Annotated in this window: 12 protein-coding genes; 2 read left to right on the top strand and 10 right to left on the bottom strand. The window is 56.3% G+C overall.

Features of this window, described 5'->3' with window-relative positions; translation table 11 throughout:
- Positions 1–4: 4 nt before the first annotated feature.
- Together A15D_RS12735 and A15D_RS12730 are read right to left on the bottom strand one after the other, a co-directional pair.
- Positions 5–7,135: a CHAT domain-containing protein gene (locus A15D_RS12735; protein WP_102792261.1), complete on the bottom strand. Its 7,131-nt coding sequence runs from the start codon at positions 7,133–7,135 to the stop codon at positions 5–7.
- Positions 7,136–7,400: 265 nt separating this feature from the next.
- Positions 7,401–8,162: a putative quinol monooxygenase gene (locus tag A15D_RS12730; protein ID WP_233192230.1), complete on the bottom strand. Its 762-nt coding sequence runs from the start codon at positions 8,160–8,162 to the stop codon at positions 7,401–7,403.
- A 117-nt stretch (positions 8,163–8,279) separates the two neighbouring features.
- Between A15D_RS12730 and A15D_RS12725 the strand changes: the two genes are divergently transcribed.
- Positions 8,280–9,275, top strand: a complete 996-nt coding sequence (locus A15D_RS12725) for a GlxA family transcriptional regulator (protein ID WP_102792259.1) — start codon at positions 8,280–8,282, stop codon at positions 9,273–9,275.
- 59 nt (positions 9,276–9,334) lie between these two features.
- On the opposite strand, the gene A15D_RS12720 is transcribed toward A15D_RS12725, so the two are convergent.
- The 4 genes from A15D_RS12720 to A15D_RS12705 all read right to left on the bottom strand — a co-directional run bounded on the left by A15D_RS12720 (position 9,335) and on the right by A15D_RS12705 (position 11,658).
- Positions 9,335–9,970 (bottom strand): hypothetical protein, encoded by a 636-nt coding sequence (locus tag A15D_RS12720; RefSeq protein WP_102792258.1) that lies wholly within the window; start codon positions 9,968–9,970, stop codon positions 9,335–9,337.
- 70 nt (positions 9,971–10,040) lie between these two features.
- Positions 10,041–10,355 carry an HNH endonuclease gene (locus A15D_RS12715; RefSeq protein WP_102792257.1) on the bottom strand — a complete coding sequence of 105 codons (315 nt, stop codon included), beginning with the start codon at positions 10,353–10,355 and terminating at the stop codon, positions 10,041–10,043.
- 127 nt (positions 10,356–10,482) lie between these two features.
- Entirely contained in the window at positions 10,483–10,971 is a 489-nt protein-coding gene (locus A15D_RS12710; protein WP_102792256.1) for a hypothetical protein, read from the bottom strand.
- A gap of 105 nt (positions 10,972–11,076) precedes the next feature.
- Entirely contained in the window at positions 11,077–11,658 is a 582-nt protein-coding gene (locus A15D_RS12705) for a hypothetical protein (RefSeq protein ID WP_102792255.1), read from the bottom strand.
- Positions 11,659–11,920: 262 nt separating this feature from the next.
- Here A15D_RS12705 and A15D_RS12700 point away from each other — a divergent pair, with 262 nt between their 5' ends.
- The gene (locus tag A15D_RS12700) at positions 11,921–12,979 is read left to right on the top strand and encodes an integron integrase (RefSeq protein ID WP_102792254.1); all 1,059 of its coding nucleotides are present in this window, start codon (positions 11,921–11,923) and stop codon (positions 12,977–12,979) included.
- A 197-nt stretch (positions 12,980–13,176) separates the two neighbouring features.
- On the opposite strand, the gene gcvPB is transcribed toward A15D_RS12700, so the two are convergent.
- The 4 genes from gcvPB to gcvT all read right to left on the bottom strand — a co-directional run bounded on the left by gcvPB (position 13,177) and on the right by gcvT (position 17,744).
- Positions 13,177–14,643 (bottom strand): aminomethyl-transferring glycine dehydrogenase subunit GcvPB, encoded by a 1,467-nt coding sequence (gcvPB, locus tag A15D_RS12695; protein ID WP_102792253.1) that lies wholly within the window; start codon positions 14,641–14,643, stop codon positions 13,177–13,179.
- Positions 14,640–16,001 (bottom strand): aminomethyl-transferring glycine dehydrogenase subunit GcvPA, encoded by a 1,362-nt coding sequence (gene gcvPA / locus A15D_RS12690; protein WP_022985447.1) that lies wholly within the window; start codon positions 15,999–16,001, stop codon positions 14,640–14,642. The genes gcvPB and gcvPA overlap by 4 nt, the downstream gene beginning before the upstream one ends.
- 155 nt (positions 16,002–16,156) lie before the next feature.
- Positions 16,157–16,543 carry a glycine cleavage system protein GcvH gene (gene gcvH, locus A15D_RS12685; RefSeq protein WP_022985448.1) on the bottom strand — a complete coding sequence of 129 codons (387 nt, stop codon included), beginning with the start codon at positions 16,541–16,543 and terminating at the stop codon, positions 16,157–16,159.
- 121 nt (positions 16,544–16,664) lie between these two features.
- A complete protein-coding gene (gene gcvT, locus A15D_RS12680) occupies positions 16,665–17,744 on the bottom strand; it encodes a glycine cleavage system aminomethyltransferase GcvT (RefSeq protein WP_031226482.1) in 1,080 nt (359 codons plus the stop codon).
- Between the last annotated feature and the right edge of the window lie 48 nt (positions 17,745–17,792).

Here is a 17,792-nt window from a genome sequence, read left to right as displayed (position 1 = left end):
GTTTTTACGGCTTCCCGAACAACGTAAACGCAGCCCACGCTGCCGGTTCGGAATACCGTCCCCCTTCCTCAATCAGGGCCCGTTGTGCCTGGGCCATGGCAACCAGATACCCTTCCCCGGGATATTCCCTCAGGTTGCCATAAAATTGCTCCATCAACCGGGCCGTCGCCCCGTCATCCACTTTCCAGTAGGACGCAATCACGGTAGGCACGCTGGCCAGCGCAAACGCCCGCGCCAACGTCGCATACTCCAGACCAGGTTTGCCGATACCGGTTTCACAGGCCGACAACACGACCAGATCGGTCTGATCCAGGGTCAGACCGGCGATATCAATCACGCTGAGGCGGTAGTTATTGGCCAATAACAGGTAGCTGTCTGCCGGCACCGCCGGATCAAGATTACCATGGGTCGCCAGATGCACCACTCGGGCATCCTGCACCGCACCCGCCAGATTCGCATAGGTGGCAGAAGCCCCCTCAAGCACGGTGGGAGCCACCAGTGCTCCCTGGGCAATCCGGCTCACTTCCTGCCGGGCCCCAGGCAAGCTGCCATCCGGATCGGCCACCATGGTCAAACCGTCACTGAAGGATTCGTTCTGCTGCAGCACCAGACTGAGGTGATACATGGACGGAATGACACCGATGTTAAAACGCTCGGCGGCATACTCGCGCACATCGCCTTCTTTCTTGCGTAACAGCGCCGGGAACGGCAAATACGTCAATGCTCCTACCGGTGTGACCAGTACCTGCTGCTTGCCTTCCAGCTCACGCTCCACCGGCCGCAGTAACTTGTCATACAACCAGGCCAGGCTGGCATCCTGCGCATCGTCATCAGGCCCTGCCGCACGCTCCCCGGAAGCCGACAACCCGCGGTCATTGCCCGTCAGATGGGCTGCCCGGTACCGCATGCCTTTTACCACCAGCGCACTGGCGGCCTCCAGATCCGCACGGCTAACCTGCACTTCACGAATTTGCGCGCCCTCACGGGTTACCAGCTGGATCAGTAACTTTTCCGGCGTCGGCAGATACTGCACCAGCGCCTGATCCTCACTCAAACGCTGGTGCAACGCGGCCACTTCACGGGGGTCCAGCTTGAGCATCTGGTACAACCCCGCATGCTCCGCTTCCATGCGTGCCAGCAACGTTTCCCGCAACCGGTTCTTGCTCTTCAGTTGCTGCCGCAGACGCTCAGCACGGGGCGAATCCGACACGCCCTTTACTGCACTGCCGGACGCCGCCGCCCCACTCAAGGTTGCAGCATCCGCCTCGGGCACCGGCTGCGCCACCCGGGTTTCCAGCTCGCGTATCTGCGCTTCCATCTGCCGGTAGCGAGCCAGCATTTTCCCGGCGTCACTGTCACCCGATATGGCAGGCAGGAAAATATCACTGAGCGCCTGTTGCTGTTGGGTGTCCTCTTCACGGAAAGCAAGCTGACCGAAATGGTTGTCATTGAGTAACGACGCCACCCCTTGGGAGTCATACAGCAGCAGCCCCAGGTCGGTGCCCACATAAACCCGACCATTGCCGGCCACCGCTACCGCATGCACAGTGCGCCCACCGTATTGGCCCAGTGCGGCGTCCTCCGGCAATAACTGATTCAGACGATCCGGGTACAGCCAAGTGCCGCCGTGATACAACAGGACCCCGCCCGCCGACGGGAACAACCAGCTGTTGCTCCCCTGAAAACGCGCCCCCTCGCCCCCCAGCCACAGCAGTGGGGTTTTGTCCGCCAGTGCCTGGTAACTGGGATCGTTGAGCTCGGCAAACGATTGCCGTGTGCCCCCCGTCAGTTCACGGGCGAAGGTAGTGTTGGTGCCAATCACCGCCGTTCTGTCATCCACCGGGGTGTAGCCCGTGGCAAACCAGTGTGGCGGCTTGCCCACATACTCGAAACCGTTGCCATTCCAGCGCAGCAACCCGCCAGACAACGACACCCCCTGATGGGTCAGATGCCCCTCATCGGACGCCACCACTTCGATCTCGCCCGCCAGGGTTTCATGCACCCCCGCCAGCATCGGGCTACGTGACGGGAAACGTTCGCTGTCGAGCAGATAGTTGAACTCGGTGAGAGTCTCTTGGCGGTAACGGAACAGGGACGAACCGGACACTACCCACAAGGTGCCTTCGCGGTCCACCAGCATGTCGACCACGCCACCTTGCCAGCCCTTTTCTTCGACCGCTGGCCGCGCGGAGAACAACTCCTGGGGCTGATCGCTGCCGGCGGGAAAACGCAGAACCGTGTAGCCGTCATGGGTGAGGAGATTGCCGTGCTGATCCTCTGCCAGCACACGGGCATTGGCGGGAGAAAAATACTGGGCTGACTCCAGTGGCTGATCATTGCCCAGCAACAAAATGTGGTCCCCCATGGCCACATAAAGACTGTTAAGCGTCTGACTCACCAACAGGTCGTACACCGGCGCCTGCTGCAGCTGCTGCGCGCCCTCGCCAAGCCGGGTGTACACACCCTCGTCGCTCAGCACCACCACGCCACGCGAATCACTGAAAGAGTGCCGCGGCCCGACAGCCATGCCCCCGCGTTGCTCGGCAAACGGCAGCGCCAGCGCCTCAAAATAGTGGCCCTGCAAGACATTCATGGCCCGGTCGGTACTCACCACCAACGCTTCCTCGCCACTACCCAGGTCCCACATCGACAGCCCATGAACCTGTTTTGACAGCAGCAAGTCACTGTCCGTGGCGACCAGCTCAGCATCCTGCTGCAGCCACTCCCAACGCCCGTTTTCATCCGTCACGGCATGGGCAAAGACCTGATTGCCCTCCAGCCGGTAAACCCGCATGCGCCCCATGTCGAAGGTCATGTCCTGCCCCCGCCCCAGACTCACGGGAGCGTCACCTGACAACAACCACACCTGATGGTTGGCGCGGTAGAGCAAGGCATCGGGTCGGCCAGGCAAGCGGTAGAGCTGATCAATGGGATGAGTACCTGCCGCCGTAACGGCCTGCGGGGTCGCTTGCGCATACTCCAGCACCACCAGCCCGGCACCGGTCCCCGCCCATACACGGCTACCGCACGACGTGAGCGATATGACCCGTGGCGACGGCAAACCTTCGGCCACACTCCAGCGTTTCAGGTCACCGTCGTAGTCTCCGGGAATTGCCAGCAAGCCCTTGGCCGTTCCCAGCCAGAGAATGCCATCCTCGGTTTCTGTCACGGCCAGAATGTTGGCGCGCGCATCCTGCTCCGATAGCACTGCAGTCGCCGACAGCCGCTGCTGGCGAAAATCAAACCCGTACCAGTGCCAATAGCCTTCGCGCAGCACCGACAATCCCTGGCTAGTGGCCACCACCACATCTCCGTTGGCACGCATCACGACCTGATGTTTTTCTGTCCCTGCCAACGCCTTGCCGAACAGCTCATGATCGCCGTACCGTTTCCAGTAAGCGGTATTGCTGAAATCGGAACGCTGTAACCGGTGGGCATCCCGAAGCAACGCCAGTGGAGCTTCATTGACCGCAGCCAGGGCTTTGCGCAACGTGGACGACGACGCCTCCAGTTCCGCACTGCGTAACCAGTTCCAGGCCTCCGACCACTCACTGAAGGTCTCCTGCGGCAGCCCACGCGGACGCACCTCCCGATACAGTTGATGCAACAGCGTCACCGCCTGGGCACCCCGGTGGCGGAATGCCTTTTCACGGGAGTGGACCTGCGCGGTCGCCACAACGCCATACAACAAACGCTCAGACTCTCCGACATAGTCAGGGTCGTCCCCTACCTGGCCGATCAAATACTTCGCCAGCGCCAGCGCTGCCTTCTGCTCCTCCGCACTGTGATATTCGGTGTCTTCGTACTCCACCCGCAGGACATCCACCTGTGGGTCGTTCACGCTCAGACGCGGCAACCGTTTCACATCGTGAATCCGCTTGACCTGATTGACCATGCCCAGCAGCGACTGGAACGAACGGGTAATACGCAACGCCATCTGCTGACCCTGCTCAGAGTTCACCGACAGAATCTCGCCCTGCTCGTCGTACGCTACCTCCAACACGCCCACATCCTGCTCGACGATACGCACAGGCTTGCCCAACGCATTGTAGGTAAAGTGCAGCGTGCCCTCCGGGCTGATCAGCGTGCGGATCTGGTCATCCTTGTCGTACAGCAACGTCATGGATTGGCCGCTGGAATCTTCAATACGGGTCAGCTGCCCGGTCTCGGTATACCCCAGGCGCATAAACGTGGCGCCCCGGGCAAAGTACAAAGGCTTGCCAAACACCGGGTGATCCTGACGCACAACCTGCTCGCCACTGGGCAGCAGAATCTCCACCCCGGGGGTCTCGCTGTCGAGCTGATAAAACACCCGAGTACCATCAGCGCTAAGAGCATCACGGCGGGCCTCATCGAACCAGCGGATATAGCGCAGTGACGCCGAGGGGCGCATGCCCGCCACGGTGTAACGCTCGAAACTGGACAGGGAATCCCCCAGATTCCCCAGCGCCCGGCGCTGCCATTTCTTGTCCACACTCACACCGCGGGTTTCGGCATCATTGATGGCCTTAAGTGCCACAATCGAACTGCCCCCCCACAACAAATGCTTGTGCAGAAACGACGCCACCTTGCTGCTGTCGTAGGGCGATCGCGCCAGCATCCTGGCACCGTAGCCAAAGGTCTTGTCGGCTCCCAGTTCATTGGCATAACGCGCCACCAGATCATGAAAATGGCTGGTGCTGTCCTGCTGATAAGCACTGCGCTGCGCCAAGGACTGTGCCGCACAGGACTTGTCCCCCCGCGCCAGACAAAAGGCTTCCCGGTAACGCAGGTAATCCATGTAATGGCCATGCCCGCGGGCAAATTCATCAAACGCCGTTTGCGCCTCACGCAAAGTCTCGCTATCCACCCGCTCCTGCCGGGTCTGGTTTTCATAGACCCAGGCGTCGTACAGCAACATGGACTGGCGGGCACTCAACCGCCCCGTGGACACGAAACGCTCATGGCACTGTTGCGCCCAATCGTGGGCCTGGCGCCACGCCTTGGCAGACACGTAATAATCAATCAGCGCCTCACAACCAAACGTCTCCGTCGGCGCAGCGACAATCGCCGCTTCCCATAGAGCCGGCTCCTCGCCAGCACCGTGCTGCTTTGCCAATTGCCATGACGCCTTTTCCCAAGGCATGCGTTCCTGCCGCTGAACCACAAAACGTCGTGCCGACGCCTCCCCTCGCACGGCCAACAGGGCGTCATAGGTCTGGTTCAGATAATCAAGGGAATGGCCATGACGGGCCAAGCCGTCTTCCAGCAACGCCAGCGCCGAGGCCTGGCGACCCTCGGCCACGTCCTGCCGCGCCTGACGCAACAACAGCTCACGGTCATGGGGGTAATAGGAACGGGCCTCGCGCAGTAACGCCTGGTACCTCTGGGTATCCTGCAGCGTCGCCAGATCTTCCAACACACTGTTCAGCAGGCTGGCAGACGGCATGCCGACCCGTTCGCGGTAACGCTCAAACACGCTAACGCCACCGCGCGGATCACCACTGTCGCGGTACGCCTGCAACCAGTCCGCCAGTTGCCCGGACGAAGGACTCTCGATCAAGGGGAAACCGGTCGCGGCCGCCGCCAGCGCCTCATCCGGTCGCTGCTCTGCCAACGCCAAACGCGCCTGCTCCATCCACAGCCGGCCCTCGTCCGGGTAACGAGCCAACGCCTCCGACAAGGCGCCCCGCGCAGCACCCTTGTCACCGTCATCCAGCAGTCCTGCCGCGTAATAACGCGCCGCGCGGGCCGGCACGCCCTCGTTTCCATACCAGCGCGCCAGGCCTTCCGCCACGCGCCGGGCCCGGTCGTGCTGACCGGTTTTAATCAACAGCTCCATGGCATCACTGCGTCCCGCATAAAACGGAAAGCGTGCCAGCCCCGCCATGTGGCTCTCGACCGCCTCTCGGTAATAGCCATTTCCCTTGAGCGTCAATGAGCGGGCGACCAAGGCCCGACCATCATGGGGCCAGCGCTCAAGGTAGCGCTCCACATGGGCCAGCTGATCACTGTTCTTCCAACTGTGTTGCGGCACCACCGCCTGGAGATAGCCCCCCGTAAACCCGCCATGCACTGCCTCGGCTTGCGCAAATGCCGCCGCCCGCTCTCGCATCCTTGGCAGATCCAGGGCCGTCATGTTGTCGAACATCCAGGCCAGCTGCCAGTGATTGGGCGCCAGCGTAACCGCGGCTTCCAGGTAGTCGTAAAAGACCCCGAACTCACCCAGATCCCGGGCCGAATCGGCCAACTCCACCAGGGCATACACCTCACCGAGCCGATAGGTCGCGGCCGCCGGGAACGCCTTCCAGGCTTGACGGGGGGTGGCATCCACCGCCATCAGCACCTGTGGCGTTATCCCCAGAGCCTGCTTCAGGGCCGGCGACGCCTGTGTCAACGCCGCTTCCAGGGTGTCCTGGCGGCGGTGCACCGCACTCCAGATATAGGGCGCGAGAGGATGGGGATAGGAGGACTGCAAATCCTGGCCCAGGCTGGCCAGCAAAGCCGCCTCGTCACCCGACCAATAGAGGGCGCTCCAGTAGCGGACACGATCATCATCAAAGTCCAGCGTCACAACATCCCGGGAAGGCGGTGTCGGGGTAGCAGCAAGCAAAACGCCCAGTGCGTCGAACCGGCCCCAGCCAATCGCCAAATCCATTGGTGTCAGCCCGGTGGCATCCCGCTGCAAAGGTGACAGGCCGTCCTTCAGGAATCGCTCGCACAGCGCCACCTCACCGGCCTGGGCACACCAGTGCAATGCTGACTGCCCACCCCCGTTAAACTGATCCGGCTCCGCCCCATGACGAAGCAACCACTGGGTCACCTCACCCTGCCCTGAAAGCATGCTGACCTGCAATGGCGTCTCGCCACTGGCAGAGCTCTGGGTCACTGGCGCCCCCGCGTCCACCAGCAGCTTCACCGCAGCCAGATCCCCCGCACGCACTGCCAACAACAATGGGGAATCACCGATCCCATCCGGCATCGACGCCAGGCCAGGGTCCGCTTTGAGCTGCTCAGCCATGGCATCGTGATCCGCCATCGCAAGCGCATCCAGCAAGGGTGAGGCCGCCACGGAGAGTGACGCCGTCAATATCCCGGCAAACACCACCCCACGGACACCCGCCCTGGTCCAACCCCTAAACAGGAATGAAGTCATTGAATATGCCCCAGCAGCCTCAAGAAACAGTAACGACTGAGATGGCCATCCCCCACGAAATCGACAGCCATCACATGCTGCCTCCCTCAAGACAGCCAGGAATGAATGTAGGGGAATGCGGGAAGGGACTCAATGACAGGGAAAGGACCGACAAGCGTTCTTGCAGAATAAATTACATAACGCCGTGTTAACTGGCCCAGCGTAGCTGGGTCCAGTTGAACACTTTGTTAGGCTAATTGTGAGCAAACAAGCTAGAAGACCAAAATTATTTGCCAGCTTCTGCAATAATCTCAAAATTATGAATGTTGTTTAGAACACCGTTATCCCAGCCGCCAACGACAAGATCATCCGCTTGGGCCTTGAGGGCAGCAGCAACTTTCCCGGCAAAGTGAGCTTCTCTTCCACTCTCATCGGTAAAGGTATCAAAAATACCAAAAGTGTTGCTATCTAATTTAAGTGATGTCCATAACAACGTTTTTGGTTCAGTTTCTGCGACAACAGATGCGGCTCCGATCAATAGCTGCTGTAATTCTTGCTCTTTTCCTGGTTGAGCTTTTAACAATATATAAGTTGCGCTTGTTGCATTTTCTGAGTCTGTGTCAGGTTTTTTATAGGATAAAACGCTAAAGTTAGAAATATTAGCAACAACCCCCTTATCCCAACCATGCTCTACGAGCGTATCTGCATTGGCATTTAATGCGGCTGCTACTTTCCCTGCAAAGTGCTCTGACCGGCCCGCTTCATTTGGAAAAAAATCAAAAATTCCGAAACTGCCATCGTTTTTTTTAAGCGCATACCAATACAATGTATTGGGTTCAGTTTGCGCGACCAGTGTTGCGCCTTCCTTTAGAAAAGCAGTTAGCTCTTTGTCTTGTCCAGACTTGGCCTCAAATGGAATATAGCTTGCTTCTTTCATGACAGCCTCCTGTTTTGGTACTTCTGAGCGTGATATAGACGAATTCATTAACATGAATAGAAATACAGTCAAATAAATATTTGATTTACGCATAGGATTGAAAATTTTCATAAATTCCCCTTATGTTGAAATCGAGGTGCCATTGTAGGGATTGACGCAGCCTGACCAGCAGTGGCAAAAAAGACAACATTCATGCAATATCTGCCATTATTTGTTTGGAGTGTATGGATGACGACAATTGTGATTCTTTCAGTGAATAACGCCTTGCCATCAGGGCTTATGGGCATGGTTGATATCTTTGCATTAAGTGGTTTGCATTTTGTGCAGAAGTCTGGAGATGGAGCACTTTCGAAGGTGGAGTGGCACCCAAACGTGATTTTGGCAAATCATGATGGGCAGCCGATAACTGACGGGCATGGGCGTATTTTTGAGGTCGACTCTGATTTTGCTTCAATTGAGCATTGCGATGCAGTGTTGGTACCGGGGTTTATTCCAAATGGTCAAGGACACCCACCCAAAACCACTACAGATATGCTTACCAGCTCATGGTTGGCTACACAACATAAAAAAGGAGCGCTCATGTGTGGCTCTTGTAGCGGTGTATTTGCACTTGGAGAGGCGGGCTTACTTAATAACCGAAAATGCACTACCACGTGGTGGTTACATGATGAATTAAAGCAACGATTCCCAAAGGCGAATGCGGTATGGGCAAGTGAATTAATTGATGATAACGGTATCATAACTGCTGGTGGCCCACTTTCCTGGGTCACTATTGCATTGCATATAGTGAAAAAGCTTGCTGGTATTGAAACGGCGAAGGTTGTGGCTGATTTTTCTGTCGTTGATGCGATACCAAAATCTCAAAACCTGTATGTGCCGGAGGGGTATCAGGCTTCAAACAATCCATTCCTGGCAAAAGCGGAATATACCATTCGAAAAGCACACTACCAAACCATGAGCGCTGGTGATTTGGCAAAAATAATGGCTGTTTCTGAACGTACGCTAAATCGTAAGTTAAAAGAGTTAACCGGAGAAACCCCCAAAGCCTTTATTGACGGGGTTAGAATAAGCCATGCTTGCACATTGTTAGCAACCACCAATACGTCCGTAAAGGAAATCGCCCTTTCTCTGGGTTATACGGACGATAGCGTATTTCGTCGTCTCTTTAAGCAGAAAATAAAAATGACACCTTCCAACTATCAACAACAAAGACGCAATAATTAAAGTTAAGCTTTTAGCCTAACGCCTAGCACAGCCGCCGAAGGTCGGCCTGCTGCTTCTTGTTAACTTTTATAGCCAAGCTCAAACCTCATTTGCCTGATTATTTGGTTGCGCACATCGCCTAGCTCATTACCCAATGCCACCATCTTTAGCTGAGATGGAGATTCAAAATTGAAATCACCCGTAATGAATGCCTCAACCCCCAAAGAATCTTTAATCTCCTCAAGCATTTTGGGCTGCAAATCAAGAATTTCTTTATATAGGGACTCAAACTTGTCCAAGTACTGCTCAAGCTTTTTGGAACACACAATCCTCAGGCCTACCAGCTGATGCGTAGCTTTCTGAAAACCCTCCTGAACCCCTTTTGTGAACTCGTGCATCACTTTCTGATAGTTAACAATACTTTCTGGAGATGAGCGTTCTTCATAAAGCCTTCGAGAAGCCTCCGGTAAAGTTGTGGCCATGAAATCGGCGTATTCTTGACCTGCTAATCTGGCGGCATTTTCCATGACTTTAAAATACTGTTGATACTCTGCTTTCCTAGTATCGAAGAGCTTTTCCTCCCTTTCTCTCTTCACCTTGTACTTGTGTAGGAGAAATGGGAAAGCACCTGAAGAAACCAATGCAATAAAAGCGGGTATTATCAGTTTTGGGTCTATCCATGTCGCAATGACATTGCATGCTTCTTCCATCTGCACCCTAATCTCGTGTGAAAGTTAACGCCGCGCTCTGTCGCTTGTCGGCAGCAGTGCCTTGTTATGCGTGACGCTACTGCCAATTTTCGATTGCCTGCTTAATGACTGGAGCAACCGTATCAGCAGTAATGCCACGCTCTTTGCAATAATTGGTAAGCAGCCAATCAGAGAGCCTCTTCTGCCCTTTGCTGGCATTGCAGCCTCGACAGCAAAGACAGATATTCTCACGAGAAATTATCGAAGCATCGTTGATAATGTGCTCCCAACTCGCAGATGCCTTTACCGACTCTTTATGTGACAGAAATTCATTTCCGCAGTAGACACAGGCTTGATCTCTTTCCCTGACTTCCTGTTCCAAATCAGCAGGAATATTCCAATTATTCGCCATCGCCCCCACCTGGCTCCTTACGCATAACGCCCGCAACAGCGGAATATTTGTAGTGGATTGTTTTGCGGTAGCGTAGCGTTAAACCGCAAAACAAGGAACGGAAAATATTTTCGACTGATTGCGATTGTTAGCTGATCTTTTTCCAGATCCATTCATCGCCTTTTACTTCATGGACAGTTTTGGAATGACCTACCCACCGTCCCTTCATATTCTTTGAGTCATGGACTTGGAGTTGAAAAGCACCAAAGTATCCTTTTGGGTCTTTCTTGTCGTACCAGTCACCAACGAAGTATTCACCTATGACTCTCCCAAAAACTACATAGCTGATACCCTTCGAAATAAATTCGCCATAGCAATATGATCCCAGCTGTTTTATGTCTGGGTGACTATGACGATCAGCTTCTGACTGGAAAGATGCGCTGTTTGCTGAACTCCACACTTGATCCCACTGACCTGATATTTGTGTCGGTTTATCACGAAAATAATTTCTCAAAGGAATCCACGAACACCATTTAACGAAAAACTGAGCAAGCCTAAAATCCAGCAAGGCTTTTAATACTATAAGGATTATAAAAGTGACAGTGCCATTTAAAATTGCATTCCAATCTATGCTCATTTGCTTCCTTTTAAGCTAACGCCGCTATAAAAGGCGCGCGGTAGCGCGTCCAGTGGAGGCGCGTTTTTTGCGCCGGAACGATTTTTGATAGCATTGTTAGAGCTTTTATTCATTAAAGAACTTCTCTTCGACTTGTTTTATATAGTTTTCATAAAATTCTAATCCAGCTATTGCAATATCCAGGGCGCTATCCGAAATAAACCTATTGCCTAAATGTGAAGTTGGCGGATTGTACCACTTACCGTCATTTTTGACTTTTACGGCAGCATACCTATTAGGACGATCAATAACCTCAAGTGGGTCGCCTTGGTAGTTGACAATATTACCTCCGACCATTGTTAGATTTTTAATATAGCCGCCAGTACCATTTGCAAAATTTATGGACCTAGATGCGGCTTTAGGCTCGGCAACCTCTTGAATGGAATGATTATGTGCATGCCGAGCCTGCTTCAGGTACCTTAGAAGCATATCTTTTTTTCGAAGCTTCTTGAATTGTCCTTGCCAAGGCTCAAATTGACTTCTCTTGTGTTGGCACGACCTTTCGACTTTATTCCAAAGCTGTTCAATGCAGTTTAGAAAGTCCCGCCACTCTTCCTCAAATATTTCGAAGTCTTGCTCAGACTTCATGGCATCAATTGAGCGCTTAGCTGCTCGAAGTTCTGCTTTGGCGGCTTTTAAGTTTTCCATTGATACTCGAATCCGTGGTGTTCTAACAGCGTATTAATTAGAACGTTCCGTATAACTCGGTTCTATATAACTCTGGAACCGTCGTACATACTCCCCGATAAAAAGCCTGCCATAACAATGGGTTGAGATGCTATAGCCAATCTCCTACACGGAGTTATAAGGAAGGTTCCTTATAACTCCTGACTCCGGGTCACTTATTGGCAGCATCCTTTTCTCATGCATATCAACAAGATAGCTAACAGGTAAGCACCATGCTTCAGGAATGAGCACTGCTTCCGTTGAAAAAGGGCTTCGCCAACTGCAATACTGTCATTTTGAACAGTACGGGGTTGTCATGGATGACATCCCTCGCGCCCTGCCCGAAAAGCCGGTAAAGCTGATGGATCAGTTCCGGTTCTGGTTAAGGAAAAACCAGTACAGTTATCGAACAGAGCAAACCTATGTCCACTGGGTGATCAAGTACATTCGATACCACAAGATGCGCCATCCTTCGACGATGAGTGCCGGAGAGATTGAGGCATTTCTTTCACACCTGTCTGTACAGCGACACTGCAGCCCATCCACTCAGAAAATTGCCCTTAATGCGCTGAATTGTTTCTATCGTCGATTTTTGCAGCAAGACTATGGCGAACTGAATTTTCGCCAATCGAAGCGCAAACCCCGGATCCCTGCCGTGTTTTCCGAGCAAGAGGCCCAAGCGGTTATCGCACTGCTCCCTGAGCCTTCCCAGTTGATATGTGAACTCCTTTATGGCGCTGGGCTACGCGTGTCCGAGGCGCTTCGCATTCGTATCAAGGATCTGGATTTTGATCGGATGATTATTACGGTGCATCAAGGCAAAGGTGACAGGGACAGGAGAACACTGCTGCCAAAGTCTTGTGAAGCACGATTGCGCCAGCAAATCTCTGTGGCAACAAACCTGTATGAGATGGATCAGAAAAATGGCATTGGCCCCGCGTGGATGCCACATGCACTGAGCAGGAAATATCCTGGAGCAGGCTCACAACGTATCTGGCAATTTATTTTCCCTTCTAAAGAACCTGCGACAGACCCGCAAACCGGAATCGTCCGGCGCCATCATTATCATCAGGATACTGTCCGCAAGCATGTCAAACAGGCGGCCTCTGAAGCTGGCATCGCCAAGCTCTGTGGCCCTCATACTTTTCGCCACTCTTTTGCTACCCATTTGCTGGAGAAGGGCTACGACATTCGCACGGTACAGGAGCTGCTGGGCCACAGCGACGTGTCCACCACCGAGCGTTATCTGCATGTGATGAATCGGGGTGGGCTGGGGGTGATCAGTCCACTGGATCGGGGGTAGGCAGGGTACGGGTCGGACGTCTTAAGCCGCAACCCGCCCATGAACAACACCCGCACAGTAAAACTCGCGCCCTGTTTTGTCTTTAGCGTCCGTCCTCCGACGTCAGACGTCCGACTGATCCTATCCCATTAAAAAACCCGGCTTGCGCCGGGTTTTGATCGCCATGCGAGCATGGCTCCTACGGGGTCAGCGCCTGCTTACTCGCTCCAGGCGAGATCCAACTCGCGGGCTGCCTTCACATCATCGAGGCGGCGCACCGGCTGGGTGAACGGCGCTTCCTTGACCATGTCGGGCTGGGTGCGCGCTTCTTCCAGGATGGCGGCCATGGCATCGACGAACTCGTCCAGGGCTTCCTTGCTTTCGGTTTCGGTGGGCTCGATGAGGAAGCACTCCGGCACCAGCAGCGGGAAGTAGGTGGTCGGTGCGTGCTGGTTGTAGTCCAGCAGGCGCTTGGCGATATCCATGGCGGTAACCCCCAGCTCTTTCGCTTCTTTGGCGAAGGTGAGAATGAACTCGTGGCTGGCGCGGCGATCGGGGTAGGCGGCGGTGCAGCCGACGGCTTCCAGTCGCTTGAGCAGGTAGTTGGCTGCCAGGGTGGAGAACTCGCCTACGCGGATCATGCCTTCACGCCCCAGCGAGCGGGCGTAGTAATAGGCACGCAACAGTACACCGGCATTACCCATGAAGGCACTCAGGTGACCGATGCTGGTGTTCAGGGTGTCGGTGTCAATCCAGTGGAAGCTGCCGTCGTCGCGCTGGCCCGCCATGGGGGTGGGCAGGTAGGGCAACAAACGCTCGGACACACCCACCGGGCCAGCACCGGGGCCGCCGCCGCCGTGCGGGGTGGCAAAGGTCTTGTGCAGGTTCATGTGGATGACATCAAAGCCCATGTCACCGGGGCGTACCTTGCCGAGAATGGCGTTGAGGTTGGCGCCATCGTAGTAAAGCAGGCCACCCGCTTCGTGGACGGTTTTGGCGATGGCTTCGATCTGCCGTTCAAACACGCCACAGGTGCTGGGGTTGGTCATCATCAGGCCAGCAGTCTGGGGGCCACAGGCAGCTTTCAGGGCTTCCAGATCCACGTCACCATCTTTACCCACCGGCACTTCACGGACCTTGTAGCCACACATGACGGCGGTGGCCGGGTTGGTGCCGTGGGCCGCTTCCGGGATGAGGATCTCGGTACGGCCTTCATCACCACGGGCTTCGTGGTAGGCACGTATCATGGCGACCCCGGCGAACTCGCCCTGGGCGCCCGCCATGGGGGCCAACGATACGCCTTTCATGCCGGTGACTTCCTTGAGGAAGTTCTGCAGCTCGAACATGCAGCTGAGGAAACCCTGGCTGTGGGTCTCCGGGGCCAGGGGGTGGCGGTTCAGAAAGCCCGGCAGCATGGCGGCACGGTTGGCACCACGGGGGTTGTACTTCATGGTGCAGGAGCCCAGCGGGTAGAACTGCTTGTCGATGGCGAAGTTCTTGCTGGACAGGTTGGTGTAATGCCGCACCACCTGCATTTCCGACACTTCCGGCAGGGCAGGCTTCTGTTTGCGGCGCAGGTGCGCAGGAATGGCGCTGAGTTTGTCGTCTGCCAGCGCTTTCGGCGCCTGGGAGACGGCACTGCGGCCGGGCTGGGACAGTTGGAAAATCAGTTGGGTCTCGCTCATGCTGCCAGAACCTCTTTCAGGGCGACCGCAAACAAATCCAGATCGCTTTCGCTGTGGACTTCGGTGGCGTTAATCAGGATCGCATTGGGCATGTCATAGTCGGTAGCCAGGCTGACACCGCCCAGCACGTCTTTCCCGGCCAGGGCCGCCAGCACCTCGGCGGCGGGTTTCGGCAGGGTCAGCACCACCTCGTGGAAGGTGGGCGCGCTAAAGGCCCGCTCGACACCGGCAATGGCGGTGAGCTTGTCAGCCAGCGACTGGGTGTTGGCATGACAGTGTGCCGCCACATTGGTGAGACCATCCGGCCCCAGCAGGGAGCAGTAGATGGTGGACGCGGTCATGGCCAGGCCCTGGTTGGTACAGATGTTACTGGTGGCTTTGGAACGGCGGATGTGCTGTTCGCGGGCCTGCAGGGTCAGGGCAAAGCCCTGCTTGCCTTCCATGTCCACGGTGCGGCCGATGATGCGCCCCGGCATCTGACGCACGTATTTCTGTTTGCAGCACATGAAACCAAAGTACGGGCCACCGGAGGACAGCGGAACGCCCAGCGGCTGACCTTCGCCCACCACGATGTCGGCACCCTCTGCGCCCCACTCGCCCGGCGGTGTCAGCAGCGCCAGCGAGGTCGGGTTGACCACACCAATCACCAGCATGTTGTTGGCGTGGGCCCAGTCGGTCAGGGCATCCACTTCTTCCAGTGAGCCAAAGAAGTTGGGCTGGCTGATCACCAGTGCTGCATAGTCTTGGCCCTCGAACGGCTTGAGGGCGTCCAGCGGGGTCTGGCCGCTGGCGGGATCAAACGCCACGCTGTCCAGCGCCACATCCTGGTTTTCCACGATGGCCTGGGTCGCCGCGGTGTAACGGGGGTTCAGGGCGGTGGGCACCAGTACCTTGCGGGACTTGCTCTTGCGGTTGGCACGCAGGGCCATCAGCACCGCTTCCGACAGGCCAGAGGCACCGTCGTACACAGAGGCGTTGCTCACTTCCATGCCGGTGAGGCGCGTCATCAGGGTCTGGAATTCGTAGATCACCTGCAGGGTGCCCTGGCTGGCTTCTGCCTGATAGGGCGTGTACGCAGTGTAGAACTCACCCCGGGTGGCAATCTCCCATACCGCGGCCGGAATGTGATGCTGGTAGGCGCCGGCACCAATGAAGCTGACCGCGCCGGCATCCATAGCGGCGCGCTCGTTCATCAGCCGGGTCACTTCCATTTCGCTCAAGCCCTCGGGCAGCGCATCCAGCTTGCCGGCGGCTTTCAGGTGCGCGGGAATTTCATCGAACAGGGCTTCGATGCTGTCGGCGCCAATGGCGTCGAGCATGGCACGCACGTCGTCGGGGGTATGGGGGATGTAAGGCATGGGGGTACCTGGATAGGTTGGGTTTGGCTTTACGTTCCTCAGCAGCAAAAATGCGTTGAGGATCAGCTATGAGCCACCAGCTTCGAGCGACGAGAAAAATCTTTTACTCACAGCTAGAAGCTCATAGCTCACAGCTGCGAATAACGGTAATGCCGTTATTCGCTTTCGATCTGCGCCTGGTACTGGTCAGCGGTGAGCAGGTTATCCAGATCGGATTCTTCACTCATGGCAATCTTGAACAGCCAGCCACCTTCATAGGGGGCGTTGTTCACCAGCTCCGGCTCGTCTTCCAGTGCTTCGTTGATTGCCACGATTTCACCGGACACCGGAGCGTAGATATCAGAGGCAGCTTTCACGGATTCGACGACGCCAGCTTCGTCACCGGCGGCCACGACCTGGCCGACTTCCGGCAGCTCCACGTAGACCAGATCACCCATGGCATCCTGGGCGTGGGCAGTAATGCCCACAGTCACGGTGCCGTCGTCGTTTTTGGCCCATTCGTGGCTGCTGGCATACCGCAGCTCGGCGGGAATCTCGCTCATTGTTGTCTCCTGTTAAGAGTCGCTTGCACGCAGCACGCCTTACGCGTGCACGCTGAATAATCCTGTTTTTTACTGTAGGAGCCGCTCGCATGGCTCCTACAGTGGCCGGGACAAGCCCCGACTAGATTGCTTTATAAACCGCCTGGCCGTTACGCACGAACGGTGCCTTGACCACCTGGGCCGGCTGGCGCTTGTTGCGGATTTCCACATCGACCTTGCCGGTGGCACCGGCGGGCAACCGGGCCAGGGCGATAGACTTGCCCAGCGTCGGTGAAAAAGTGCCGCTGGTGATCTCGCCCTCTTCACCGTTGGGCATCAACACTTTCTGATGGGCGCGCAGCACACCCTTGCCTTCCAGCACCAGCCCCACCAGCTCGGCGTGGCCATTTTCCTGCTGGTTGAGCAGCGGCTGGCGACCGATGAAATCACGGTCATTCAGCACCAGGGTCCAGCCCATGTTGGCTTCCCAGGGGGTAATGCTGTCGTCCATGTCGTTGCCGTACAGGTTCATGCCGGCTTCCAGCCGCAGGGTGTCACGGGCACCGAGGCCGGTAGGGGCCACACCGGCGGCCAGCAGCTGATTCCACAGCGCCACCGCATCGGCACCGGGCAGCATGATCTCTACGCCGTCTTCCCCGGTGTAGCCGGTGCGGGCAATCATCCATTCGCCGTCTTCGGCAAAGCCAAACACCTTGAGCGCCTGTACCGCCTCGGCGCGGGCGCCGTCGAGCAGGCCGGCGGTGATGTCCCGGGCCTCGGGGCCCTGGATGGCCAGCATGGCCAGATCGGCACGCTCACGAATATCCACCGCAAACCCACCGGCATGCTGTTCCATCCAGGCCAGGTCGGTTTCGCGGGTCGCGCAATTTACCACCAGCCGGTAGTCATTGTCGCGTTTGTAAACGATCAGGTCGTCGATCACACCACCGCGCTCATTGAGCATGCCGCTGTAAAGGGCACGACCAGGGGCAACACGGTCGACATCGTTGGCCAGCAGGTGGCGCAGGTAGTCGCGGGCACCGGAGCCGGCCACTTCCACAACCGTCATGTGCGAGACATCGAAGACGCCAGCCTTCTGGCGCACGGCATGGTGTTCCTCGATCTGGGAGCCGTAATTGATCGGCATGTCCCAGCCGCCGAAATCCACCATCTTGCCGCCAGCGGCCAGGTGAGCGTCATATAAAGCTGTGCGATGACCCATAACTACACCACGATACAAATGTGGGGGGAATTATATCGGGCCTGAACC

Source organism: Alcanivorax sp. MD8A (assembly GCF_002888555.1).
In the GTDB taxonomy this organism is placed as follows: domain Bacteria; phylum Pseudomonadota; class Gammaproteobacteria; order Pseudomonadales; family Alcanivoracaceae; genus Alcanivorax.
The sequence above is the reverse complement of the archived record's forward strand: the minus strand, read 5'-3'. Positions and strand labels throughout refer to the sequence as shown.

Coding starts and splice junctions, on each gene's coding strand:
- A15D_RS12735 (WP_102792261.1), bottom strand. CDS start 7,135: ATGACTTCATTCCTGTTTAGGGGTTGGACCAGGGCGGGTGTCCGTGGG.
- A15D_RS12730 (WP_233192230.1), bottom strand. CDS start 8,162: ATGAAAATTTTCAATCCTATGCGTAAATCAAATATTTATTTGACTGTA.
- A15D_RS12725 (WP_102792259.1), top strand. CDS start 8,280: ATGACGACAATTGTGATTCTTTCAGTGAATAACGCCTTGCCATCAGGG.
- A15D_RS12715 (WP_102792257.1), bottom strand. CDS start 10,355: ATGGCGAATAATTGGAATATTCCTGCTGATTTGGAACAGGAAGTCAGG.
- A15D_RS12710 (WP_102792256.1), bottom strand. CDS start 10,971: ATGAGCATAGATTGGAATGCAATTTTAAATGGCACTGTCACTTTTATA.
- A15D_RS12705 (WP_102792255.1), bottom strand. CDS start 11,658: ATGGAAAACTTAAAAGCCGCCAAAGCAGAACTTCGAGCAGCTAAGCGC.
- A15D_RS12700 (WP_102792254.1), top strand. CDS start 11,921: ATGAGCACTGCTTCCGTTGAAAAAGGGCTTCGCCAACTGCAATACTGT.
- gcvPB (WP_102792253.1), bottom strand. CDS start 14,643: ATGAGCGAGACCCAACTGATTTTCCAACTGTCCCAGCCCGGCCGCAGT.
- gcvPA (WP_022985447.1), bottom strand. CDS start 16,001: ATGCCTTACATCCCCCATACCCCCGACGACGTGCGTGCCATGCTCGAC.
- gcvH (WP_022985448.1), bottom strand. CDS start 16,543: ATGAGCGAGATTCCCGCCGAGCTGCGGTATGCCAGCAGCCACGAATGG.
- gcvT (WP_031226482.1), bottom strand. CDS start 17,744: ATGGGTCATCGCACAGCTTTATATGACGCTCACCTGGCCGCTGGCGGC.